Origin of the sequence: Enterobacter sp. CM29 (genome assembly GCF_013179605.1) — a bacterium.
Taxonomy (GTDB): domain Bacteria; phylum Pseudomonadota; class Gammaproteobacteria; order Enterobacterales; family Enterobacteriaceae; genus Enterobacter; species Enterobacter intestinihominis.
This window is the reverse complement of sequence record NZ_JABMCU010000058.1, coordinates 1-22,424: the sequence shown is the minus strand read 5'-3', so window position 1 is coordinate 22,424 and position 22,424 is coordinate 1. Positions and strand designations below refer to the sequence as shown.

The window sequence follows — 22,424 nt, the reverse complement described above, 5'->3', positions numbered from 1 at the left end:
TACGGTGTGGGATACCAACTGGGAGAATACCGCCCAGATGCGTGCAGCGGGCGTTCCGGACTACAGCGATCCGGGCAACATTCGCATGTCCGCAGGTATCGCATTACAATGGATGTCACCGCTGGGGCCGTTGGTCTTCTCCTACGCCCAGCCGTTCAAGAAATACGATGGAGACAAAGCGGAGCAGTTCCAGTTTAACATTGGTAAAACCTGGTAATAATCCGCTGCAATGGAATGCGTTGGCAGTGTAGCGCTGACAACCGGCGATCGGTAAAACGGTCGCCTTGCCACGCAAAGAACGGCACCCCTCGGGTGCCAATGGGATGGTAAGGAGTTAATTGTGAAAAAGTGGTTATTAGCTGCAGGTCTCGGTTTAGCGATGGCAACTTCTGCTCAGGCAGCGGACAAAATTGCAATCGTCAACATGGGTAATTTGTTCCAGCAGGTTGCACAGAAAACGGGCGTTTCTGCAACGCTGGAAAACGAATTCAAAGGCCGTGCGAGCGAACTGCAACGTATGGAAGGTGATCTTCAGTCCAAGATGCAGCGTTTACAGCGTGATGGTTCTACCATGAAAGCGAGCGAGCGCAGCAAACTGGAAAAAGATGTCATGTCTCAGCGCCAGACCTTCTCTCAGAAAGCGCAGGCTTTCGAGCAGGATCGTCAGCGTCGTTCTAACGAAGAGCGTGGCAAGCTGGTGACGCGTATTCAGTCTGCCGTTAAAGCAGTAGCAGCCGATCAGAGCATCGATCTGGTTGTTGATGCGAACGCCGTTGCATTCAACAGCAGCGATGTTAAAGACATCACCGCTGATGTTCTGAAACAGGTTAAATAAGTAATGCCTTCAATTCGACTGGCTGATTTAGCTCAGCAGTTGGATGCAGAATTACACGGTGATGGCGATATCGTCATCACCGCTGTTGCGTCCATGCAATCTGCTAAAGCAGGCACTATTACCTTCATGGTAAGCCATAAGTACCGTGAACACCTGGCTCAGTGCCAGGCGTCTGCCGTTGTTCTGACGCAGGACGATCTTCCGTTTGCCACTAACGCTGCACTGGTAGTGAAAAATCCCTACCTGACCTATGCACGCATGGCCCAAATTCTTGATACCACGCCGCAGCCGGCGCAGGACATTGCAGCCAGCGCTGCGATTGATCCAACGGCTCAGCTGGGTAACAACGTGGCAGTCGGCGCAAACGCCGTTATCGAATCCGGCGTTGTGCTGGGTGATAACGTGGTGATTGGGCCAGGCTGCTTTGTTGGAAAAAATACGAAAATTGGCGCAGGGACTCGTCTGTGGGCCAATGTTTCTGTCTACCATGAGGTTGAGATTGGCGAGAATTGCCTCGTACAGTCCAGCACGGTGATTGGTTCTGACGGATTCGGTTACGCCAACGATCGGGGTAACTGGGTTAAGATCCCGCAGCTGGGTCGCGTGATTATCGGCGATCGCGTTGAGATCGGCGCTTGCACAACCATTGACCGTGGTGCACTTGACGACACCATTATTGGTAACGGTGTTATCATAGACAACCAGTGCCAGATTGCACATAACGTTGTGATTGGCGACAATACCGCAGTTGCGGGTGGTGTTATCATGGCAGGCAGCCTGAAAATAGGCCGTTACTGCATGATAGGCGGTGCCAGCGTGATCAATGGCCATATGGAAATATGCGACAAAGTCACGGTGACGGGGATGGGTATGGTGATGCGTCCCATCACTGAGCCCGGCGTTTATTCCTCCGGTATCCCGCTGCAACCGAACAAGGTATGGCGTAAAACAGCTGCACTGGTGATGAATATTGATGATATGAGCAAGCGACTCAAAGCGATTGAGCGCAAAATCGATCAACAAGACTAAGCGTTCATCCGTTTAACGCTAAATTTCCCGGCCTGTCGGCTTTGTTTATAAACCGGCAGGCCGTGTTATTATTGCTACTTAGTACATTTGACAGGAAGAGTATTTTGACTACTGACACTCATACTCTGCATATTGAAGAGATTTTAGAACTTCTGCCGCACCGCTACCCGTTTTTACTGGTAGACCGTGTGCTGGATTTTGAAGAAGGTCGTTTTCTGCGCGCAGTGAAAAATGTCTCCGTTAACGAGCCATTCTTCCAGGGGCACTTCCCTGGTAAACCTATCTTCCCGGGTGTGTTGATCCTGGAAGCGATGGCACAGGCTACCGGTATTCTGGCGTTTAAAAGCGTAGGTAAACTGGAGCCGGGTGAACTCTATTACTTCGCGGGTATCGATGAGGCGCGCTTCAAGCGTCCGGTCGTGCCTGGTGATCAAATGATCATGGAAGTCACTTTTGAAAAAACGCGTCGCGGCCTGACTCGCTTCAAAGGCGTAGCTATGGTTGACGGCAAAGTTGTTTGCGAAGCGACAATGATGTGTGCGCGTAGCCGGGAGGCCTGATACGTGATTGATAAATCCGCCTTTATTCATCCTACCGCCATTGTGGAAACGGGTGCCATCATTGGCGCAAACGTCCACATTGGCCCGTTTTGTATTGTTGGACCCCATGTCGAAATTGGTGAGGGTACAGTACTGAAATCTCACGTTGTCGTGAATGGTCATACCACCATTGGCTGCAACAATGAGATCTATCAGTTCGCCTCCATCGGCGAAGTTAACCAGGATCTTAAGTATGCTGGCGAACCGACCCGCGTGGAAATCGGCGATCGTAACCGCATTCGCGAAAGCGTCACCATTCATCGTGGTACAACGCAAGGCGGTGGATTGACGAAGGTGGGCAGCGACAACCTGTTTATGGTTAATGCGCATATTGCGCACGACTGTACCGTGGGTAGCCGCTGTATTCTCGCCAACAACGCAACGCTGGCGGGGCACGTATCGGTCGATGATTTCGCAATTATTGGCGGCATGACCGCAGTCCATCAGTTCTGCATCATCGGTGCACACGTGATGGTCGGCGGGTGCTCCGGTGTGGCGCAGGACGTCCCACCGTTTGTGATTGCGCAGGGCAACCATGCCACGCCGTTTGGCGTGAACATTGAAGGCCTTAAGCGTCGTGGCTTTAGCCGCGAAGCGATTACCGCGATCCGCAACGCGTACAAATTGCTGTACCGTAGCGGTAAAACGCTGGAAGAGGCGAAGCCGGAAATTGCCGAGCTGGCGAATAAGCATCCTGAAGTGAAAACGTTCATGGAATTCTTTGAACGTTCAACCCGTGGTCTGATTCGTTAATGGTCGACAGTCGTCCGCTTACTATCGCCCTGGTCGCCGGAGAAACCTCCGGCGATATTCTTGGTGCAGGTCTTATCCGCGCGCTTAAAGCCCGTGTACCCAATGCCCGCTTTGTGGGCGTGGCTGGGCCGCTGATGCAGGCCGAAGGCTGTGAAGCCTGGTATGAAATGGAAGAGCTGGCTGTGATGGGCATCGTCGAGGTGCTGGGCCGCCTGCGTCGCCTGCTGCATATTCGCGCCGATCTTACCCGCCGCTTTACCGACCTCAAGCCCGATGTCTTTGTCGGCATTGATGCACCTGATTTCAATATTACCCTTGAAGGGAACCTGAAAAAGCAGGGGATCAAAACTATCCATTACGTCAGCCCGTCCGTGTGGGCGTGGCGACAGAAACGCGTTTTCAAAATCGGACGGTCGACCAATCTGGTGCTGGCTTTTCTGCCTTTCGAAAAAGCGTTTTACGACAGGTTTAATGTCCCGTGCCGTTTTATCGGTCATACCATGGCGGATGCCATGCCGCTGGACCCTGATAAAAATGCGGCGCGTGACGAACTGGGCATCCCGCATGATGTGCACTGTCTGGCGCTGCTGCCAGGGAGCCGGGGTGCGGAAGTTGAAATGCTCAGTGCCGATTTCCTGAAAACGGCGCAAATTCTCCGCAAGACGTACCCAGACCTTGAAGTGGTCGTGCCGCTGGTGAATGCCAAACGCCGCGAGCAGTTTGAGCGTATCAAAGCCGAGGTTGCCGCGGATCTTCACGTCCGCCTGCTGGACGGGAAAGGACGGCAAGCCATGTTTGCGAGCGATGCCGCACTGCTGGCTTCCGGCACGGCTGCGCTGGAGTGTATGCTGGCAAAATGCCCAATGGTGGTCGGTTATCGCATGAAACCGTTTACCTTCTGGCTGGCAAAACGTCTGGTAAAAACAGACTACGTATCCCTGCCAAACCTGCTTGCAGGTCGCGAGCTGGTGAAAGAACTCTTGCAGGATGAATGCCAGCCGCAGGCACTGGCTGATGCATTACTGCCGCTGCTGGCCAACGGTAAAACCAGCCACCAGATGCATGATACTTTCCGTGAACTGCATCAACTGATCCGCTGTAATGCTGATGAGCAGGCGGCCGATGCGGTGCTGGAGTTAGCACAATGATGGAATTTATTTATCCCCATACCCACCTCGTTGCCGGTGTGGATGAAGTCGGTCGTGGTCCGTTAGTGGGTGCCGTTGTGACCGCGGCGGTGATCCTCGATCCAGCCCGCCCAATCCCTGGCCTGAACGACTCGAAAAAACTGAGCGAAAAGCGCCGCCTGGCGCTGTTCGATGAAATTAAAGAGAAGGCGCTGGCCTGGAGTCTCGGGCGCGCAGAGCCGGATGAGATCGACGATCTGAACATTCTGCACGCCACCATGCTGGCGATGCAGCGTGCCGTTGCTGGCCTGAAGATTGTGCCTGAGTATGTGCTGATCGACGGTAACCGTTGCCCGGCGCTGCCGATGCCTTCAATGGCTGTTGTTAAAGGCGATAGCCGCGTCGCAGAAATCAGTGCGGCGTCAATCATTGCCAAAGTGACGCGCGATGCCGAAATGGCCGCGCTGGACCTCACTTATCCCGCGTATGGTTTCGCCCAGCACAAGGGATATCCAACGGCTTTCCATCTGGAAAAGCTGGCTGAACATGGCGCAACTGAACATCATCGGCGCAGCTTTGGCCCGGTGAAACGCGCGCTGGGACTGGTGTCCTGAATCAAGACGCAAGCAATTAAGTAACGCGGGATCTGAAGATGGCTGAACCACGTTTCGTACACCTGCGGGTGCATAGCGACTACTCCATGATCGATGGGCTGGCAAAGACCGGGCCGCTGGTAAAGAAGGCGGCCTCGCTTGGCATGCCTGCGCTGGCGATCACCGATTTTACCAACCTGTGTGGCCTGGTGAAGTTCTACGGAACGGCGCATGGCGCAGGATTAAAGCCCATCGTCGGCGCGGATTTCCACGTGCAGAGCGACCTGCTCGGCGATGAGATGACGCAAATTTCCGTGTTAGCCATGAATAACACGGGCTATCAGAACCTCACTCTGCTGATCTCAAAAGCCTACCAGCGCGGCTACGGCGCGCTGGGTCCATGGATTGACCGCGACTGGCTGGCGGAGCTGAACGAAGGTCTGCTGCTGATCTCCGGTGGCCGTATGGGTGATGTCGGCAAATGTCTGCTGCGCGGGAACAACGTGCTGGTGGATCAGTGCGTCTCGTTCTACGAAGAGTATTTCCCGGATCGCTATTACCTGGAGCTAATCCGTACCGGGCGTGCGGATGAAGAGAGCTATCTGCATGCGGCCGTCGCCCTGGCGGAAGCGCGTGGCCTGCCTGTGGTAGCCACCAACGATGTGCGCTTCCTTGAGCCGGGCGATTTTGACGCACATGAAATTCGCGTCGCTATCCACGACGGCTTCACCCTCGACGATCCGAAACGTCCTCGCAATTACTCATCGCAGCAGTACATGCGCAGCGAAGAGGAAATGTGTGAGCTCTTCTCCGACATCCCGGAAGCGCTGGAAAATAGCGTAGAGATTGCCAAGCGCTGCAACGTCACCGTGCGTCTCGGCGAATATTTCCTGCCGCAGTTCCCGACGGGCGACATGACCACGGAAGATTTCCTGGTCATGAAATCGAAAGAGGGCCTTGAAGAGCGTCTGGAATTCCTCTTCCCGGATGAAGCGGTCCGTAAAGAGAAGCGTCCTGAATATGACGAGCGTCTGGATATTGAACTCCAGGTGATCAACCAGATGGGGTTCCCTGGCTACTTCCTGATCGTAATGGAGTTCATCCAGTGGTCGAAGGATAACGGCGTACCGGTTGGCCCGGGCCGTGGTTCAGGAGCCGGCTCGCTGGTGGCGTACGCATTGAAAATCACCGACCTCGATCCGCTGGAATTCGACCTGCTGTTCGAACGTTTCCTCAACCCGGAACGTGTCTCCATGCCCGACTTCGACGTCGACTTCTGCATGGAAAAACGCGACCAGGTGATTGAGCACGTGGCCGATATGTACGGTCGTGATGCGGTTTCACAGATCATTACCTTCGGTACGATGGCGGCGAAAGCGGTTATCCGCGATGTGGGCCGCGTTCTGGGCCACCCCTACGGTTTTGTCGATCGAATCTCTAAGCTGGTGCCGCCCGATCCGGGCATGACCCTGGCGAAAGCCTTTGAAGCTGAACCTCAGCTGCCGGAAATCTACGAAGCCGACGAAGAGGTGAAAGCGCTGATCGACATGGCGCGCAAGCTGGAGGGCGTCACGCGTAACGCCGGTAAGCATGCGGGGGGCGTGGTTATCGCCCCGACCAAAATCACTGACTTCGCGCCGCTGTACTGCGATGAAGCGGGCCAGCATCCGGTCACCCAGTTCGACAAGAACGACGTTGAATACGCCGGGCTTGTGAAGTTCGACTTCCTTGGTTTGCGTACGCTGACCATCATCAACTGGGCGCTGGAGATGATCAACGCCCGCCGTGAGAAGAACGGCGAGCCGCCGCTGGATATCGCGGCTATCCCGCTTGATGACAAGAAAAGTTTCGACATGCTGCAACGCTCCGAGACGACAGCCGTCTTCCAGCTTGAATCCCGCGGCATGAAAGATTTGATTAAGCGTCTGCAACCAGACTGCTTCGAAGATATGATCGCGCTGGTGGCTCTGTTCCGTCCGGGCCCGTTGCAGTCGGGGATGGTAGATAACTTTATCGACCGTAAGCACGGGCGCGAAGAGATTTCCTATCCGGATGTGCAGTGGCAGCATGAAAGCCTGAAGCCGGTACTGGAGCCAACCTACGGCATCATCCTGTATCAGGAACAGGTCATGCAGATCGCCCAGGTGCTTTCTGGTTACACCCTTGGCGGCGCAGATATGTTGCGTCGTGCGATGGGTAAGAAAAAGCCGGAAGAGATGGCCAAGCAGCGTTCTATCTTTGAAGATGGGGCGAAGAAAAACGGCGTCGATGGCGAACTGGCGATGAAAATCTTCGACCTGGTGGAGAAATTCGCCGGGTACGGATTTAACAAATCCCACTCCGCCGCTTATGCTTTGGTGTCATATCAAACGCTGTGGCTGAAGGCTCACTATCCCGCTGAGTTTATGGCGGCGGTAATGACCGCCGATATGGACAACACCGAAAAGGTGGTTGGCCTGGTGGACGAGTGCTGGCGCATGGGGCTTAAGATCCTGCCGCCGGATATTAACTCGGGCCTGTACCATTTCCACGTCAACGATGACGGGGAAATCGTCTATGGGATCGGCGCGATCAAGGGCGTGGGTGAGGGGCCGATCGAGGCGATCATCGAAGCGCGTAACAACGGCGGCTATTTCCGCGAGCTGTTCGACCTGTGCGCCCGCACCGATACCAAAAAACTGAACCGGCGCGTGCTGGAAAAACTGATCATGTCCGGTGCGTTTGACCGGCTGGGGCCACACCGCGCCGCGCTGATGAACTCGCTCGGCGATGCGCTGAAAGCGGCCGATCAGCATGCTAAAGCGGAAGCCATTGGCCAGGCGGATATGTTCGGCGTGCTGGCGGAAGAGCCAGAGCAGATCGAGCAGTCGTATTCCAACTGCCAGCCGTGGCCAGAACAGGTGGTGCTGGATGGGGAGCGTGAGACGTTAGGCCTGTACCTGACGGGACACCCGATCAACCAGTATCTGAAAGAAATTGAGCGCTATGTCGGCGGCCACAGGCTTAAAGACATGCATCCGACAGAACGTGGTAAAATCACCACGGCTGCGGGGCTCGTGATTGCTGCAAGGGTAATGGTCACCAAGCGCGGCAATCGTATCGGCATCTGTACCCTGGATGACCGTTCCGGGCGTCTGGAGGTGATGTTGTTCACCGACGCGCTGGATAAATACCAGCAATTGCTGGAAAAAGACCGCATACTTATCGTCAGCGGACAGGTCAGCTTTGATGACTTCAGCGGGGGGCTTAAAATGACCGCCCGCGAAGTGATGGACATTGACGAAGCCCGGGAAAAATATGCTCGCGGGCTTGCTATCTCGCTGACGGACAGGCAAATTGATGACCAGCTTTTAAACCGACTCCGTCAGTCTCTGGAACCCCACCGCTCGGGGACCATTCCAGTACATCTCTACTATCAGAGGGCGGATGCACGTGCGCGGTTGCGCTTTGGTGCAACGTGGCGTGTCTCTCCGAGCGATCGTTTACTGAACGATCTCCGTGGCCTCATTGGTTCGGAGCAGGTGGAACTGGAGTTTGACTAATACAGGAATACTATGAGTCTGAATTTCCTTGATTTCGAACAGCCGATTGCAGAGCTGGAAGCGAAAATCGATTCTCTGACAGCCGTAAGCCGTCAGGATGAAAAACTGGATATTAACATCGACGAAGAAGTGCATCGTCTGCGTGAAAAAAGCGTAGAACTGACGCGCAAAATCTTTGCCGATCTCGGCGCATGGCAGATCGCCCAGCTGGCGCGTCATCCACAGCGTCCGTACACCCTGGATTATGTCCGCCTGGCGTTTGACGAATTTGACGAACTGGCAGGCGACCGCGCATACGCTGACGATAAAGCTATCGTCGGCGGTATCGCGCGTCTGGATGGACGTCCGGTGATGATCATTGGTCACCAGAAAGGCCGTGAAACCAAAGAGAAGATCCGTCGTAACTTCGGTATGCCAGCACCAGAAGGATACCGTAAGGCCCTGCGTCTGATGGAGATGGCTGAGCGTTTCAATATGCCAATCATCACCTTCATCGACACACCGGGTGCTTACCCGGGTGTTGGCGCAGAAGAGCGCGGTCAGTCTGAAGCCATCGCACGCAACCTGCGTGAGATGTCTCGCCTGAAAGTGCCGGTCATCTGTACCGTTATCGGTGAAGGTGGTTCCGGCGGTGCGCTGGCAATTGGCGTGGGCGATAAAGTGAATATGCTGCAGTACAGCACTTATTCCGTTATCTCTCCGGAAGGCTGTGCCTCCATTCTGTGGAAAAGTGCCGATAAAGCGCCGCTGGCTGCGGAAGCGATGGGCATCATTGCCCCACGTCTGAAAGAGCTGAAGCTGATCGACACCGTTATCCCTGAACCGCTGGGTGGCGCGCACCGTAAGCCGGAAGTGATGGCTGCTTCCCTGAAAGCGCAGCTGCTGGCAGACCTGGCTGATCTGGACGTGCTGAGCACAGAAGATCTGCTCAACCGTCGTTATCAGCGCCTGATGACCTACGGTTACGCGTAAGCCTCACAATTATCCTAAAAGCCGCACATTGTTGCGGCTTTTTTTATACCTGCCGTTTACCTTAACTATGCTTATCTGATGTTTTTCAAGGAGGTAAACCATGAACATCATTGCCATCATGGGGCCACACGGCGTCTTTTATAAAGACGAACCCATCAAGGAGCTGGAGCAAGCCCTTAAAGCACGCGGATATCAGCTAATCTGGCCGCAAAACAGCGCCGACCTGCTGAAATTCATCGAACACAATCCGCGCATCTGTGGCGTGATATTCGACTGGGACGAATACGACATGGAGTTGTGCAGCGAGATCAATAAGCTCAACGAATATCTTCCGCTGTACGCCTTTATCAACACTCACTCGACCATGGACGTCAGCGCCCACGATATGCGTATGGCGCTGTGGTTCTTCGAATACTCACTCGGCGTTGCCGAGGACATTGCGACCCGCATTCAGCAGTACACCGGCGAATACCTTGATAACATCACCCCGCCGTTTACGCGTGCGCTGTTCACCTATGTGAATGAAGGGAAGTACACCTTCTGTACGCCAGGCCACATGGCGGGAACGGCCTATCAAAAAAGCCCGGTGGGATGCCTGTTCTATGATTTCTTTGGCGGTAACACGCTGAAGGCGGACGTGTCGATTTCGGTCACCGAGTTAGGCTCTCTGCTGGATCATACCGGCCCGCATCTGGAAGCCGAAGAGTACATCGCCCGGACCTTTGGTGCCGAGCAGAGCTACATGGTGACCAACGGAACCTCGACATCGAACAAGATCGTCGGCATGTATGCCGCGCCTGCCGGTAGCACCCTGCTGATTGACCGGAACTGCCATAAATCACTGGCGCATTTGCTGATGATGAGTGACGTCGTGCCGCTCTGGCTGTCTCCCACGCGTAATGCGCTGGGGATCCTCGGCGGCATTCCTCGCCGTGAGTTCGCGCATGAAGCCATTGAAAATAAGATCGCGGCGATCCCCGAGGCAAGCTGGCCTGTGCATGCGGTGATCACCAACTCCACCTATGACGGGCTGCTTTACAACACGAACTGGATCAAGCAGACGCTGGACGTGCCGTCGATTCACTTTGACTCCGCGTGGGTGCCTTACACCAATTTCCACCCGATTTACTCGGGTAAAAGTGGGATGAGCGGCGAGCGGGTGCCGGGTAAGGTGTTCTTCGAGACGCAGTCGACGCACAAAATGCTGGCCGCGTTTTCCCAGGCGTCTCTCATTCACATCAAGGGTGAGTACGACGAGGACACCTTCAACGAAGCCTTCATGATGCACACGACCACGTCGCCCAGCTACCCGCTGGTGGCGTCCATCGAAACGGCGGCGGCGATGCTGCGCGGCAATCCCGGGAAACGCCTTATTAATCGTTCGGTGGAGCGGGCGCTGCATTTCCGAAAAGAGGTTCAGCGACTTAAAGATGAAGCGGACGGCTGGTTCTTTGATATCTGGCAGCCGGAAGAGATTGATGAGGCAGAATGCTGGCCCGTCGCGCCGGGGGAAAGCTGGCACGGTTTTCGGGATGCTGATGCAGACCACATGTTCCTCGATCCGGTTAAGGTGACGATCCTGACGCCGGGCATGAATGAGCAGGGTGTGATGGGTGAGGAAGGGATCCCGGCTGCGCTGGTGGCGAAGTTCCTTGATGAGCGCGGCGTGGTGGTGGAGAAAACCGGCCCCTATAATTTGCTGTTCCTGTTCAGTATCGGGATCGATAAAACCCGCGCGATGGGCCTGCTGCGCGGGCTTATGGAGTTTAAGCGCGCATACGATCTTAACCTGCGGGTGAAGAATATGCTGCCGGATCTCTACGCGGAAGATCCTGACTTCTACCGCAATATGCGTATTCAGGATCTGGCCCAGGGGATCCACAGGCTGATCCGCCAGCACGATCTGCCGCGCCTGATGCTGCAGGCATTTGATGTTCTGCCTGAAATGAAGCTCACGCCGCACAGGGCGTGGCAACGCCAGGTGAAAGGGGAGGTTGAAACCATTGAGCTGGAGAACCTGGTCGGGCGGGTATCAGCCAACATGATCCTGCCTTATCCGCCGGGCGTACCGCTGCTGATGCCGGGCGAGATGATCACCGAGGAGAGCCGGGCGGTGCTCGATTTCCTGCTGATGCTCTGTTCGATAGGGCGCCACTATCCGGGCTTTGAGACGGATATTCACGGTGCGAAACGCGATGATAACGGCGTGTACTGGGTGAGAGTCCTAAAATAAAAGGGGCCGCTTGCCAGGGGCGGGTTGTCGGTTGTAACGTTCAGGGCACCATAAAAAGGAGAAACTATGCTGGGTTTAAAAGCTGTTCATCATATTGCGATCATTGCCACCGATTACGCGAAAAGTAAGGCCTTTTACTGCGACATTCTCGGCTTTACGCTGTTGAGCGAGGCCTACCGCGAGGAGCGCGATTCCTGGAAAGGCGATCTGGCGTTAAACGGACAATATGTGATTGAACTGTTCTCTTTTCCTTTCCCGCCAGCGCGTCCTTCGCGCCCGGAAGCCTGCGGCCTGCGCCACCTGGCCTTCAGCGTCGATAACCTGGACAGCGCGGTAAAGCATCTGGAAGCCCACGGCGTGGCCTGTGAAGCAATTCGCATCGATCCCTTCACCGATAAACGTTTCACTTTTTTCAACGATCCGGACGGTCTGCCGCTGGAGCTTTATCAGCAGTAATCGCCGTCATGTGTGATAATGCCCGTTCAGTTCGGGCATTTTTTATGTGTAATTTCCTATGACCTTACCCGCTATCGCGCACGCCGTTTCACCCTACCGCCAGCTGCTGGTGGGGTTCAGCGGTGGCCTGGATTCCACCGTTTTGCTGCACCGTCTTAAGCTCTGGCGCGACCGTGAGCCTGACGTCCAGCTGCGGGCGATGCATATCCATCACGGCTTAAGCCCCCATGCCGACGACTGGGTGGCGCACTGCGAAGCGGTGTGCTCAGGGTGGGCGATCCCGCTAATCGTTGAACGCGTCACGCTTGAGGATGAAGGGCTGGGTATTGAGGCGCAGGCGCGCAAAGCCCGCTACGCCGCGTTTTCCGGCGCGTTACAGCCTGGAGAAGCGTTGGTCACCGCGCAGCATCTGGACGACCAGTGCGAGACGTTTTTACTGGCGCTCAAGCGGGGCAGCGGGCCTGCGGGTTTATCCGCCATGCCTGAGCGTGCTGGTTTTGCTGAAACAGAGCTCATCCGCCCGCTACTGGGTGAGACGCGCGCATCACTGGAAGCCTGGGCGCAGCAACATCATCTGCGCTGGATTGAAGACGAAAGCAATCAGGACGACAGTTACGACCGTAACTTCCTGCGCCTGCGCGTCTTACCGCTGCTGAGTGAGCGCTGGGCCCATTTTTCCGAAGCGGTGGCCAGAAGTGCCATGCTTTGTGCTGAACAGGAAAGCTTGCTGGATGAGTTGCTGAGCGGGGAGCTGAATACGCTGACTACCGCTGACGGTGCCCTTAACATTGCGCCGTTGAAAGTGATGAGCCCCGTGCGTCGGGCTGCTCTGATTCGTCGCTGGCTGGCTTCCCACCGTGCGGTTATGCCGTCCCGGGCGATGCTCAACCGTATCTGGGAAGAAGTTGCACAGGCGCGGGAAGAGGCCGCACCGTGTATACACCTGAATGGTTATGACGTCAGGCGCTATAAAGAGCAACTCTGGTGGGTGAAATCTGTGCCGTCGCTGGCTGACGTTGTGCTCGACTGGCCGTCGCCGGAAAAAGCACTAACGCTACCGTTGAATGCCGGTGTCGTTGCGTTAAGCCATTCGGGCAATGTGCGTCTACCTGAGCCGGACGAGAACGTCACCATACGCTTCAGGGCCAGCGGCATGCTGCATATCGTTGGGCGTAACGGCGGGCGTAAACTGAAGAAAATCTGGCAGGAACAGAACGTTCCGCCCTGGCGACGTGATACCACGCCGCTTCTGTTTTACGGCGACACGCTCATCGCGGCGGCAGGTGTGTTTATTACCCAGGAAGGGTGGGCTGAAGCGGGTGTCAATTTTGAATGGAAAGCGTAACGGGCAGCCTGGCTGCCCGTTGGTTATCAGGATTCGCTCACCACGACGGTGCCGATTTCCGGATGGCTGAAACTGGCAATTTTGTCGAGGCGTAGCTCACGCGTTGCACCTGCATCTTCCACAACCAGGTATTCCACATTCTTACGGGAAACCAGATCGCTGGCCTTTGCCTTTAGCACTTCGCCATCTTTTAGCTCCAGCGTCAGTATTAAATGATGCTGGCAGGCGAGTTCGAGGTTGTCATAGTCATCACAATTGATGGGTTGATAGGTATCATTCATCGACATAATCGCTCACCAGTAAATTCGCCGCAGCATACGCTGCTTTTTCCCTGACCGATTCAGAAAGGCTCTCATCAGAGGCCACTTCATTCAGCACGTTCAATACACAGCCCAACGCATCCGGGATGTACCCCAGATCTCCGCTGGCAATTTCCGCATACCGTCTGCGAATCAACTCACAATAATTATTCACATCACCTCCTGCCAGCGTACTGACTTACTGTGAGATATCATTAAGCCTACGAAGTTAAACTCGGTTTAGCAAGGTGACTATACCATACTCATTTAAGCAATATCAGCGCCTTGATAACGGGGTGCCACCACCTCGTAACAGCCTTTTGCTGCGGTTTTCGCTACAATGTACGCCTGATTCGAAAGGAGTTCTCTCATGGCGCTGAAAGCGACAATTTATAAAGCTGTGGTCAATGTGGCGGATCTTGACCGTAACCAGTTTCTGGATGCGTCATTGACGCTGGCGCGTCACCCTTCTGAAACCCAGGAGCGCATGATGCTGCGCCTGCTGGCGTGGATTAAGTATGCCGACGAGCGTCTGCAATTTACCCGTGGTTTAAGCGCGGAAGATGAACCGGAAGCCTGGCTGCGCAACGATCATCTGGGTATCGATTTATGGATTGAGCTTGGCCTGCCGGATGAACGCCGGATCAAAAAGGCGTGCACCCAGTCAGCTGAAGTGGCGTTGTTTGCCTATAACCAGCGCGCGGCGGAGATCTGGTGGCAGCAAAACAAAAATAAATGTGCGCAGTTCAAAAATCTTACCGTCTGGTATCTGGATGATGAACAACTGGCACAGCTGAGCGCATTCGCCAGCCGGACAATGGCGCTTCAGGCAACGATTCAGGACGGCGCCATCTGGCTTTCCGGTTCTCAGAATAATCTGGAAATTCATCTCACGGCCTGGCAGCCCGTATCATGATTGAGTTGTCCCGAAACGTCAGCATCCCTGATCACGAGCTGGAGATCACCGCCATCCGTGCTCAGGGCGCAGGGGGGCAGCACGTTAACAAGGCCTCAACGGCTATCCATTTGCGCTTTGACATCCGGGCCTCCAGCCTGCCAGAGTATTATAAAGAAAGTCTGCTTGCCGCCAGCCATCATCTGATCACCAGTGAAGGTGTGATTGTGATTAAAGCGCAGGAATATCGCAGCCAGGAAATGAACCGGGAAGCGGCACTTTCCAGACTGGCGGCGGTCATAAAAGAGCTGACGGCTGTACAAAAAAGTCGCCGGGCAACACGTCCAACGCGGGCATCGAAAGAACGTCGGTTGTCATCGAAGGCGCAGAAATCCACCGTAAAGTCACTGCGTGGCAAAGTCCGTCATCCGTAATGTGACGAAAGGGACACACTTTTTCATAAGGAATGTATTGTGAAAAAAGCATTATTATCAGCGCTGGCCGTGACAAGCCTGTTCGCGCTTTTTGGCTGTAACAACCGTTCAGAAACACAGGTACTACAGCCAACGCAAAACGAAGAATTGAAGCCGATGCAGCAGAGCTGGCGCGGCGTATTGCCATGTGCAGATTGTGAAGGCATCGAAACCTCTCTGTTCCTGCAAAAAGATGGCACCTGGGTGATGAACCAGCGCTATCAGGGGGCGAAAGAGCCGTCTTCTTTTGCAACATACGGAACATGGGCGCGTACGGCTGAAAAGCTGGTATTGACTGATACCACGGGCGATAAAACGTATTTCCGCGCCAAAGGCGAGGGGATGGAGATGCTCGATCGCGAAGGCAATCCGATTGAATCTCAGTTCAACTACACACTGGCCCCGGTAAAAGCGACCCTGCCTGCAACCCCAATGGCGATGCGAGGGATGTATTTCTACATGGCGGATGCGGCAATCTTCACTGACTGTGCAACCGGGAAGAAAGTCAGCGTGGCGAACAATGCCCAGCTGGAGCGTGACTATGCCGTCGCGCGCGGTAACGACAGCAAACCAGTGTTGCTGACGGTTGAAGGGCATTTTACGCTGGAGCCAAACCCCGATAGCGGTGAGCTGGTGAAAACGCTTGTGGCAGATAAAGACGCGAAGTTTGCTGCGGGTAAAGACTGCGAAAGCAAATAAGTTATAGCGATTAAAAAACCCCGCACTGGCGGGGTTTTTTTGTTTCTTAGCCTTTGATGGCTTTCACCAGGTAATCAAGAATGTCGCCCGTCTTGATCATCTGTTTTTCGCCGTTGCGACGGTACTTGTATTCAATCTCGTCGCTGTCGAGGTTACGGTCGCCGATGACGATGGTGTGTGGAATACCGATCAGTTCCATATCAGCAAACATCACGCCAGGACGCTCTTTACGGTCATCCATCAGCACGTCGATACCTTTCGCGCTCAGCTCAGCGTAGAGTTTCTCTGCCAGCTCCTGCACGCGGTAAGACTTGTGCATGTTCATTGGCAGGATCGCCACCTGGAACGGCGCGATGTTATCCGGCCAGACGATTCCGCGTTCGTCATAGTTCTGCTCGATAGCGGCCGCAACAACGCGCGTTACCCCAATGCCGTAGCAGCCCATGGTCAGAACCTGGTTACGACCATCTTCGCCCTGAACGGCAGCGTTCATTGCGCGCGAGTACTTATCGCCCAGCTGGAAGATGTGGCCTACTTCGATACCGCGTTTAATCATCAGGGTACCCTTGCCGTCCGGGCTTGGATCGCCTGCGACCACGTTACGGATGTCAGCCACTTCCGGCGTCGCCACGTCACGATCCCAGTTGATGCCGAAGTAGTGTTTACCGTCGATGTTTGCCCCTGCAGCGAAGTCGCTCATCGCCGCAACGGTGCGGTCAATCACTACAGGAACAGGCATATTCACCGGGCCCAGAGAACCTGGGCCTGCGTTCACCACGGCGCGGATTTCGGCTTCCGTCGCGAAGGTCAGCGGGCTGGCAACCTGCGGCAGCTTCTCGGCTTTCACTTCGTTCAGCTCGTGATCGCCACGGACCAGCAGGGCTACCAGTGGGTAGGCGCTGCCTTCAGCCGATTTCACCAGCAGGGTTTTGACCGTTTTTTCAATCGGCAGATTAAACTGTTCAACCAGCTCGGCGATGGTTTTCGCGTTTGGCGTATCAACCAGCGTCATCTCTTGCGTTGCCGCGCCGCGTGGTTCTTTTGGTGCCAGCGCTTCTGCGAACTCAATGTTGGCGGCGTAATCAGAGGAGTCAGAGAAAATTACATCGTCTTCGCCGCTCTGCGCCAGAACCTGGAATTCATGAGAGGCGCTACCGCCGATTGAACCGGTATCAGCCTGTACAGCACGGAAATCCAGCCCCATGCGGGAGAAGATTTTGCTGTAGGCCACGTACATTTTGTCGTAGGTCTCTTGCAGTGATTCCTGAGAAGTATGGAAAGAGTAGGCATCTTTCATCAGGAATTCGCGAGAGCGCATCACGCCAAAGCGTGGGCGCACTTCGTCACGGAACTTGGTTTGGATCTGGAAGAAGTTCAGCGGCAGCTGTTTGTAAGAGCTCAGCTCGTTACGGATCAGATCGGTGATCACTTCTTCATGCGTTGGGCCGAGGACGAATGGACGATCGCCACGATCGGCAATACGCAGCAGTTCAGGACCGTACTGCTCCCAGCGACCGCTCTCCTGCCACAGTTCAGAAGGCTGAACGACCGGCATTAACACCTCGATAGCACCGGCGTTGTTCATCTCTTCACGCACGATGTTTTCGACTTTTTTCAGGACGCGCACGCCGGTCGGCAGCCAGGTGTATAACCCGGAGGCCAGCTTGCGGATCATCCCGGCGCGCAGCATCAGCTGGTGGCTGATCACCTCGGCGTCGGCAGGTGTCTCCTTCAGAGTGGAGAGCAGATATTGGCTAGTACGCATGTTGTTACGGTTCCATTTCGACGATTGGAACAGGCTGAAACACCAGCCTGACACAAAAAAAGTGGTTTAGTTTACCAGTGTGGCAAAGATGCCAAAAGAGAGGAGAACAAAATTACCTGGGTTCCAGGGCAAACACTTCAAAACCTGCATCAGTTACGCGCCAGCGCACGTTAAAGTCCAGCAGCCAGACGGCGTACGTTTTTCCTGCGTCTTCCTCTTTGCGGTAGGCGGGACGAGGGTCCTGCGCCAGGACTTCGACGATAAAGTCACGCAGACGAGGATAGCGCTTTTCCAGCTGGCTGATTTGCGTCGTTATTTCAGATGTGAAGTAAACCGGCATCTCTGCCTGTGGGGCGTCCTGAGCATAGCTTGCACGGGCATCCGGCAGCGCTTCGGCGAAGGGCAGGTAAGGTTTAATATCGATGATCGGCGTGCCATCAACCAGGTCAAGGCTACCTAACTCCAGGATCACCCGATCTTTCTGACAGCGTATCCCTTTCAGTTCGACCAGCGACATCCCGACTGGATTCGGTCGGAACGTTGAGCGGGTGGCAAAAACTCCCATTCTGGCATTTCCGCCCAGACGAGGAGGACGCACGGTAGGACGCCAGCCGCCTTCCATGGTCTGGTGAAACACAAACACCACCCATAAATGGCTGAATGCCTCAAGCCCGCGCACTGCATCGGCCTGATTATACGGCGCCACAAGATGAAGCTCGCCGCCGCCGTTAATGACCAGACCCGGCTGACGCGGCACGGCGAACTTTTCTTTATAAGGGGAGCGGATAACGCCTATCTGCTCGAACTGAAATGAACTCATTTCGCCGTAATGTTAAGCGCAGAACCGATACATACCGCCTGACGGTAGCAGCCCGGCGTACCACTGGTGACCTCGCAACTGTGCAGCAGCACCGCGTTGGCTTTCATTTTCGACGCGTTGATTTGCATACGCTTGCGGGCTGTTGGGATATTTGGAGGGGAGTCCTGATTTGTTGCCTGGCAGGATTCGCCGCTCACTTCGCCCAATTCACGGAATGGCTTACCGACCAGCTCGTCGGCTTTAGTAATAATACGTACCGGCGCAGCGCGAGGCGCTTTCGGTTTTGCTGGCTCCGCTTTTGGCGGGGTTGCAGTGCTTTGAACGGGTTCAACAGGAGATCTGCTTAGCATAGAACAGCCGCTCAGCATCAGTGCTAAAAGACAGATCGGTAAAGCACGCATAATAGTTCCTCAGTGGATAATCAAAACGTCAGATATTGAAGCAGTTGACCGCACAAATGACAAGACGGGCAAATGCCCGTCTTGATGATATTACACTGAGGTGAGATTACCAGCCTTTAACCGCGCCGCCGTTAAACACCTTATTGGCTTCCTGGTAAACTTCTTCAGACTGATATGCCTGCAGGAATTTCTTCACGTTTTCCGCGTCCTTGTTGTCTTCGCGAGTCACGATCAGGTTGACGTACGGGGAATCTTTGTCTTCAACAAAGATGCCATCTTTCGCAGGGGTCAAACCGATCTGGCTGGCGTAAGTGGTGTTGATAACGGCCAGCGCGATCTGTGCATCGTCCAGAGAACGTGGCAGCTGAGGGGCTTCCAGCTCAACAATTTTCAGATTTTTCGGGTTTTCGGTCACGTCCAGAACGGTCGGCAACAGGCCAACACCTTCTTTCAGTTTAATCAGGCCCACTTTCTGGAGCAGAAGCAGCGAACGGCCAAGGTTGGTTGGGTCGTTAGGGACGGCAACCTGTGAACCCGGCTGGAGTTCATCCAGAGATTTAATTTTCTTGGAATAACCGGCAATCGGGTAAACGAAGGTGTTACCGACAGCAACCAGCTTGTAGCCGCGATCTTTGATCTGTTGATCCAGGTACGGTTTATGCTGGAAGGCGTTAGCGTCAATGTCGCCTTTGCTCAGCGCTTCGTTCGGCAGAACGTAATCGTTGAAGGTCACCAGCTCAACGTCCAGGCCATATTTTTCTTTCGCGATTTTCTGCGCGGCCTCAGCAACCTGCTGCTCTGCACCGACGATAACGCCTACTTTGATGTGGTTCGGATCTTTTTCGTCCTGACCGCAACCCACCAGTGCCAGCGAACCAATCAGTGCGCCTACTGCTGCAAAGGTCTTAAATTTAAACGCCATGTTATATCCTTAACTCGTCGAGTTTGTGTTGTTTGTAACGTTATTTATGCGTAACAGCCCGGACGATACGATCGCCAGAGAATTGGATTAAGTAAACCAGCACAACCAGCAATACCAGAACGGTATTCATTACGGTAGCGTTATAGCCAATATAGCCGTACTGATATCCAATCTGGCCTAAACCGCCAGCACCCACGGCGCCGCCCATCGCGGAATAACCGACCAGGGTGATAAGCGTGATGGTTGCTGCATTCACCAGCCCAGGCAGCGCCTCAGGCAGCAGAACTTTGCGAACGATCTGCATTGGCGTCGCACCCATAGCGCGGGAAGCTTCAATCAGGCCTGTTGGTATTTCCAGCAGGGCGTTTTCCACCATACGGGCGATAAACGGCGCGGCGCCTACGGTTAGCGGGACAATTGCCGCCTGCAAACCAATCGACGTCCCGACAATAACGCGCGTAAACGGAATCATCCACACCAGCAGAATAATGAACGGAATAGACCGGAAAATGTTCACCAGCGCAGAGAGCGTGCGATACAGCTTCGCGTTTTCAATAATTTGACCCGGGCGCGTGACGTACAGCAGTACGCCGACCGGCAGCCCAATCACAAAACCAAAAAAGCCCGATACGAAGGTCATTGCCAGCGTTTCCCAAACGCCGCGAACCAGTAGCCACATCATCGGCTCAGACATAACCCAGCACCTCTACTTTTACGTGATGTTCTTGCAGCCAGGCAATTGCCGCCTGGGTTTCTTCCTGTGTGCCGTGCATTTCCGTCAGCATAATGCCGAACTTCACGCCACCGGCGTAGTCCATCTGCGCGCTAATAATGTTGTTATTCACGTTAAAGCGACGCGCGGTTTCGGACAGCAGCGGTGCGTCAACGGACTGGCCCGTGAACTCCATGCGCAGCATCGGGACGCTGTCAGGCGTTGCGTCTGCTTTTAAACGTTCCAGATAATCTTCCGGAATATCCAGATGCAGTGTGGACTGAATGAACTGCTGAGCCAGAGGCGTTTTCGGGTGCGAGAAGACTTCGCTGACCGTGTCCTGCTCAATCAGCTCACCGTTGCTGATGACGGCGACGCAGTCACAGATACGCTTCACCACGTCCATTTCGTGCGTGATAAGGAGGATAGTCAGGCCCAGACGACGGTTAATGTCTTTCAGCAGTTCCAGGATAGAACGCGTGGTGGCCGGATCTAACGCGCTGGTGGCTTCATCACACAGCAGCACTTTTGGGTTGCTTGCCAGCGCGCGAGCGATTGCTACACGCTGCTTTTGCCCGCCGGAGAGGTTGGCCGGGTAGCTGTCATGCTTATCACCCAGCCCAACCAGATCCAGCAGTTCGGTGACGCGTCGGGTAACCTCTTCTTTTGGTGTGTTATCCAGCTCCAGCGGCAACGCCACGTTTCCAAAAACCGTGCGTGAGGCCAGCAGGTTAAAGTGCTGGAAAATCATGCCAATCTGGCGACGCGCTTTGGTGAGTTCTTTTTCTGAGAGAGCGGTAAGCTCCTGGCCGCCAACTTCTACGCTGCCCTGGGTCGGGCGCTCAAGCAGGTTAACACACCGGATCAGCGTACTTTTACCCGCACCCGATGCGCCAATGACGCCATAAATCTGACCAGCAGGCACATGCAGGCTGACGTTGTTCAGCGCCTGAATGGTTCGGTTCCCCTGCTGGAACACTTTGGTGATATTGGAAAGTTTAATCATTAGATTATTTTTATCGTATGTAAGTTAGCCGTGGCATTTTCTTCTGCCAGATACGGGGAATGACCGTAAACAAAATGGATGTTAAGGCATCCAGACGTCTAAATCAATCCACCTCTGTGCGATGAGCACTTTATTGCGCTGCGATTCATGAGATACTAGCTGAACAAGCCTTTTTCAGGAGCAAACCGGTGGCAAAATCTGTACCCGCAATTTTTCTCGATCGTGACGGCACAATTAATGTGGATCACGGTTACGTCCATGAGATTGATGAGTTCGAATTTATTGAGGGCGTAATAGATGCCATGCGCCAGCTGAAAGAGATGGGCTATGCGCTGGTGGTGGTAACTAATCAGTCCGGTATCGCCCGGGGTAAATTCTCCGAAGCGCAGTTCGAGACGCTGACGGAATGGATGGACTGGTCTCTGGCCGATCGTGGCGTCGATCTTGATGGTATCTATTATTGTCCGCATCATCCACAGGGAACAGTAGAAGCGTATCGTCAGACATGTGATTGCCGTAAGCCACACCCGGGCATGTTTATCTCTGCTCAGGAATTCCTGCACATTGATATGGCCGCGTCTTTTATGGTGGGCGATAAACTGGAAGATATGCAGGCAGCGGCGGCGGCAGGTGTGGGAACCAAAGTATTAGTGCGGACCGGTAAACCAGTCACCCCAGAAGCAGAAAATGCAGCTGACTGGGTGATAACTAGTCTGGCAGATCTGCCAAAAGAGATTAAAAAGCACCAAAAATAGACGTTTTGGTGAAAAGGTGAGCGGTTGAAATAAAAATGCATTTTTCCGCTTGTCATTCCTCGGTGGCTCCCTATAATGCGCCTCCATCGACACGGCGGATGTGAATCACTTCACAGACAACCCGGTCGGTTGAAGAGAAAAAATCCTGAAATAACGGGTTGACTCTGAAAGAGGAAAGCGTAATATACGCCAC

General features: G+C 54.4%; 24 protein-coding genes. 16 read left to right on the top strand and 8 right to left on the bottom strand.

Annotated features, from left to right (window positions below; genetic code table 11):
• The 12 genes from HP459_RS09695 to tilS form a co-directional block, all read left to right on the top strand.
• On the top strand, positions 1-217 hold a 217-nt coding region (locus tag HP459_RS09695; RefSeq protein ID WP_171936149.1), incomplete at its 5' end, for a BamA/TamA family outer membrane protein.
• Positions 218-340: 123 nt separating this feature from the next.
• The gene (gene skp, locus HP459_RS09690; RefSeq protein ID WP_006810039.1) at positions 341-835 is read left to right on the top strand and encodes a molecular chaperone Skp; all 495 of its coding nucleotides are present in this window, start codon (positions 341-343) and stop codon (positions 833-835) included.
• A gap of 3 nt (positions 836-838) precedes the next feature.
• The gene (lpxD, locus tag HP459_RS09685) at positions 839-1,864 is read left to right on the top strand and encodes a UDP-3-O-(3-hydroxymyristoyl)glucosamine N-acyltransferase (RefSeq protein WP_126489999.1); all 1,026 of its coding nucleotides are present in this window, start codon (positions 839-841) and stop codon (positions 1,862-1,864) included.
• Between the two features lie 104 nt (positions 1,865-1,968).
• Complete coding sequence (fabZ, locus tag HP459_RS09680) at positions 1,969-2,424, top strand: 3-hydroxyacyl-ACP dehydratase FabZ (protein WP_003856165.1); 456 nt, start codon at positions 1,969-1,971, stop codon at positions 2,422-2,424.
• Positions 2,425-2,427: 3 nt separating this feature from the next.
• The gene (gene lpxA, locus HP459_RS09675) at positions 2,428-3,216 is read left to right on the top strand and encodes an acyl-ACP--UDP-N-acetylglucosamine O-acyltransferase (protein WP_003856164.1); all 789 of its coding nucleotides are present in this window, start codon (positions 2,428-2,430) and stop codon (positions 3,214-3,216) included.
• Entirely contained in the window at positions 3,216-4,364 is a 1,149-nt protein-coding gene (gene lpxB, locus HP459_RS09670; protein WP_126314621.1) for a lipid-A-disaccharide synthase, read from the top strand. The genes lpxA and lpxB overlap by 1 nt, the downstream gene beginning before the upstream one ends.
• A complete protein-coding gene (gene rnhB / locus HP459_RS09665; protein ID WP_022647112.1) occupies positions 4,361-4,957 on the top strand; it encodes a ribonuclease HII in 597 nt (198 codons plus the stop codon). Before lpxB ends, rnhB begins: the two co-directional genes overlap by 4 nt.
• Positions 4,958-4,995: 38 nt before the next feature.
• Complete coding sequence (gene dnaE, locus HP459_RS09660) at positions 4,996-8,478, top strand: DNA polymerase III subunit alpha (RefSeq protein ID WP_023305469.1); 3,483 nt, start codon at positions 4,996-4,998, stop codon at positions 8,476-8,478.
• 12 nt (positions 8,479-8,490) lie between these two features.
• The gene (gene accA, locus HP459_RS09655) at positions 8,491-9,450 is read left to right on the top strand and encodes an acetyl-CoA carboxylase carboxyl transferase subunit alpha (RefSeq protein ID WP_003856154.1); all 960 of its coding nucleotides are present in this window, start codon (positions 8,491-8,493) and stop codon (positions 9,448-9,450) included.
• A gap of 100 nt (positions 9,451-9,550) precedes the next feature.
• Positions 9,551-11,683, top strand: a complete 2,133-nt coding sequence (locus HP459_RS09650) for a lysine decarboxylase LdcC (protein WP_171936148.1) — start codon at positions 9,551-9,553, stop codon at positions 11,681-11,683.
• 66 nt (positions 11,684-11,749) lie between these two features.
• Complete coding sequence (locus HP459_RS09645) at positions 11,750-12,139, top strand: VOC family protein (protein ID WP_022647115.1); 390 nt, start codon at positions 11,750-11,752, stop codon at positions 12,137-12,139.
• Between the two features lie 58 nt (positions 12,140-12,197).
• Complete coding sequence (gene tilS, locus HP459_RS09640; protein WP_171936147.1) at positions 12,198-13,484, top strand: tRNA lysidine(34) synthetase TilS; 1,287 nt, start codon at positions 12,198-12,200, stop codon at positions 13,482-13,484.
• A 26-nt stretch (positions 13,485-13,510) separates the two neighbouring features.
• Here tilS and rof read toward each other — a convergent pair whose 3' ends face one another.
• Positions 13,511-13,771 (bottom strand): Rho-binding antiterminator, encoded by a 261-nt coding sequence (gene rof, locus HP459_RS09635; RefSeq protein ID WP_003856148.1) that lies wholly within the window; start codon positions 13,769-13,771, stop codon positions 13,511-13,513.
• Entirely contained in the window at positions 13,758-13,958 is a 201-nt protein-coding gene (locus HP459_RS09630; RefSeq protein ID WP_003856146.1) for a YaeP family protein, read from the bottom strand. The genes rof and HP459_RS09630 overlap by 14 nt, the downstream gene beginning before the upstream one ends.
• A 195-nt stretch (positions 13,959-14,153) precedes the next feature.
• Here HP459_RS09630 and HP459_RS09625 point away from each other — a divergent pair, with 195 nt between their 5' ends.
• The 3 genes from HP459_RS09625 to nlpE are packed head-to-tail and all read left to right on the top strand — an operon-like array spanning position 14,154 to position 15,850.
• Entirely contained in the window at positions 14,154-14,699 is a 546-nt protein-coding gene (locus tag HP459_RS09625; protein ID WP_154051896.1) for a YaeQ family protein, read from the top strand.
• Positions 14,696-15,112 (top strand): alternative ribosome rescue aminoacyl-tRNA hydrolase ArfB, encoded by a 417-nt coding sequence (gene arfB / locus HP459_RS09620; RefSeq protein WP_022647119.1) that lies wholly within the window; start codon positions 14,696-14,698, stop codon positions 15,110-15,112. Before HP459_RS09625 ends, arfB begins: the two co-directional genes overlap by 4 nt.
• Before the next feature lie 39 nt (positions 15,113-15,151).
• The gene (gene nlpE, locus HP459_RS09615; protein WP_006810026.1) at positions 15,152-15,850 is read left to right on the top strand and encodes an envelope stress response activation lipoprotein NlpE; all 699 of its coding nucleotides are present in this window, start codon (positions 15,152-15,154) and stop codon (positions 15,848-15,850) included.
• Between the two features lie 46 nt (positions 15,851-15,896).
• Here nlpE and proS read toward each other — a convergent pair whose 3' ends face one another.
• The 6 genes from proS to metN form a co-directional block, all read right to left on the bottom strand.
• Complete coding sequence (proS, locus tag HP459_RS09610) at positions 15,897-17,615, bottom strand: proline--tRNA ligase (RefSeq protein ID WP_023299374.1); 1,719 nt, start codon at positions 17,613-17,615, stop codon at positions 15,897-15,899.
• A 112-nt stretch (positions 17,616-17,727) separates the two neighbouring features.
• Entirely contained in the window at positions 17,728-18,435 is a 708-nt protein-coding gene (tsaA, locus tag HP459_RS09605) for a tRNA (N6-threonylcarbamoyladenosine(37)-N6)-methyltransferase TrmO (RefSeq protein WP_126489998.1), read from the bottom strand.
• Positions 18,432-18,836, bottom strand: coding sequence for an Rcs stress response system protein RcsF (gene rcsF / locus HP459_RS09600; protein ID WP_003856133.1), 405 nt, complete (start codon positions 18,834-18,836; stop codon positions 18,432-18,434). Before rcsF ends, tsaA begins: the two co-directional genes overlap by 4 nt.
• Before the next feature lie 106 nt (positions 18,837-18,942).
• The gene (metQ, locus tag HP459_RS09595; protein WP_006810023.1) at positions 18,943-19,758 is read right to left on the bottom strand and encodes a methionine ABC transporter substrate-binding lipoprotein MetQ; all 816 of its coding nucleotides are present in this window, start codon (positions 19,756-19,758) and stop codon (positions 18,943-18,945) included.
• Positions 19,759-19,798: 40 nt separating this feature from the next.
• Positions 19,799-20,452: a methionine ABC transporter permease MetI gene (locus HP459_RS09590; RefSeq protein WP_003856130.1), complete on the bottom strand. Its 654-nt coding sequence runs from the start codon at positions 20,450-20,452 to the stop codon at positions 19,799-19,801.
• Entirely contained in the window at positions 20,445-21,476 is a 1,032-nt protein-coding gene (gene metN / locus HP459_RS09585) for a methionine ABC transporter ATP-binding protein MetN (protein WP_023299376.1), read from the bottom strand. Before metN ends, HP459_RS09590 begins: the two co-directional genes overlap by 8 nt.
• Before the next feature lie 188 nt (positions 21,477-21,664).
• Here metN and gmhB point away from each other — a divergent pair, with 188 nt between their 5' ends.
• Entirely contained in the window at positions 21,665-22,231 is a 567-nt protein-coding gene (gmhB, locus tag HP459_RS09580; RefSeq protein WP_048965728.1) for a D-glycero-beta-D-manno-heptose 1,7-bisphosphate 7-phosphatase, read from the top strand.
• Positions 22,232-22,424 lie beyond the last annotated feature (193 nt).

Bases quoted from the DNA above. Each gene is read 5' to 3' on its own strand.
- lpxB (WP_126314621.1), top strand. From the start codon at position 3,216: ATGGTCGACAGTCGTCCGCTTACTATCGCCCTGGTCGCCGGAGAAACC.
- arfB (WP_022647119.1), top strand. From the start codon at position 14,696: ATGATTGAGTTGTCCCGAAACGTCAGCATCCCTGATCACGAGCTGGAG.
- proS (WP_023299374.1), bottom strand. From the start codon at position 17,615: ATGCGTACTAGCCAATATCTGCTCTCCACTCTGAAGGAGACACCTGCC.
- accA (WP_003856154.1), top strand. From the start codon at position 8,491: ATGAGTCTGAATTTCCTTGATTTCGAACAGCCGATTGCAGAGCTGGAA.
- HP459_RS09645 (WP_022647115.1), top strand. From the start codon at position 11,750: ATGCTGGGTTTAAAAGCTGTTCATCATATTGCGATCATTGCCACCGAT.
- HP459_RS09625 (WP_154051896.1), top strand. From the start codon at position 14,154: ATGGCGCTGAAAGCGACAATTTATAAAGCTGTGGTCAATGTGGCGGAT.
- lpxD (WP_126489999.1), top strand. From the start codon at position 839: ATGCCTTCAATTCGACTGGCTGATTTAGCTCAGCAGTTGGATGCAGAA.
- metQ (WP_006810023.1), bottom strand. From the start codon at position 19,758: ATGGCGTTTAAATTTAAGACCTTTGCAGCAGTAGGCGCACTGATTGGT.
- rcsF (WP_003856133.1), bottom strand. From the start codon at position 18,836: ATGCGTGCTTTACCGATCTGTCTTTTAGCACTGATGCTGAGCGGCTGT.
- tilS (WP_171936147.1), top strand. From the start codon at position 12,198: ATGACCTTACCCGCTATCGCGCACGCCGTTTCACCCTACCGCCAGCTG.
- HP459_RS09650 (WP_171936148.1), top strand. From the start codon at position 9,551: ATGAACATCATTGCCATCATGGGGCCACACGGCGTCTTTTATAAAGAC.
- HP459_RS09590 (WP_003856130.1), bottom strand. From the start codon at position 20,452: ATGTCTGAGCCGATGATGTGGCTACTGGTTCGCGGCGTTTGGGAAACG.
- tsaA (WP_126489998.1), bottom strand. From the start codon at position 18,435: ATGAGTTCATTTCAGTTCGAGCAGATAGGCGTTATCCGCTCCCCTTAT.
- metN (WP_023299376.1), bottom strand. From the start codon at position 21,476: ATGATTAAACTTTCCAATATCACCAAAGTGTTCCAGCAGGGGAACCGA.
- dnaE (WP_023305469.1), top strand. From the start codon at position 4,996: ATGGCTGAACCACGTTTCGTACACCTGCGGGTGCATAGCGACTACTCC.
- rof (WP_003856148.1), bottom strand. From the start codon at position 13,771: ATGTCGATGAATGATACCTATCAACCCATCAATTGTGATGACTATGAC.
- rnhB (WP_022647112.1), top strand. From the start codon at position 4,361: ATGATGGAATTTATTTATCCCCATACCCACCTCGTTGCCGGTGTGGAT.